Origin of the sequence: Neoroseomonas rubea, assembly GCF_016106015.1 — a bacterium.
Lineage (GTDB): Bacteria > Pseudomonadota > Alphaproteobacteria > Acetobacterales > Acetobacteraceae > Neoroseomonas > Neoroseomonas rubea.
The window spans coordinates 1-608 of record NZ_JACADQ010000742.1; the positions used below are offsets into that span (position 1 = coordinate 1).

At 78.8% G+C, this 608-nt stretch carries 1 protein-coding gene; it reads left to right on the forward strand.

The genetic code is table 11. From position 1 onward, the window contains the following. Nucleotides 1-608, forward strand: a 608-nt coding sequence (locus HW577_RS26160; RefSeq protein ID WP_419956616.1) for an AsmA family protein, incomplete at both ends; no start/stop codon positions are given.

The following is a 608-nucleotide window of genomic DNA, read 5'->3' on the forward strand; positions in this document are numbered from 1 at the left end:
CCTGGGTCGCCGCGCTGCGCGGCGCGGCCGCCCCGCCGCTGCCGCTCGGCCTCGACCTGTCGGCCGAGATCGCGACCTTCCGCGGCGCGACGCTGCGCCGGCTGCGCGGCGGCGTGTTCCGGGAGGAGGAGCGGATCTCGCTGACCGACCTCTCCGCCCTGCTGCCGGGGGAGGCGGCGGTCGAGGCTGCGGGCGCGACGGCCGGGGACAGGCTCGAGCTCGGCCTCCGCTTCGCCGGGCCGAATCTTCGCGCCACGCTCGCGGGCTTCGGGCTCGGGCTCGAGCATGCGGACCCGGCGCGGCTGCGCGGCTTCGATGGCCGCGCACGGCTGGTGCTGGAAGCGGCGCAGCTCGGCGTGCCGGAATTCGCCGCGACCATCGATGGCAGCCAGGTGAGCGGCGCGGGCGTGCTGCGCTTCGGCGCCCGGCCGGCGCTCGGGCTCGGCCTCACCTTCGACCGGCTGGACCTGGATGGCATGATGCCGCCCGCCGCGGCCTGGGCCGCGGTGCTGGCCGGCGCGCCGGCGGTCGATGCCAATCTGCGCCTGGCGGCGGAGCGGCTGCGCTGGGGCGGCGTCGAGGCGTCCCAGGCCGCGCTGGACGCGGCG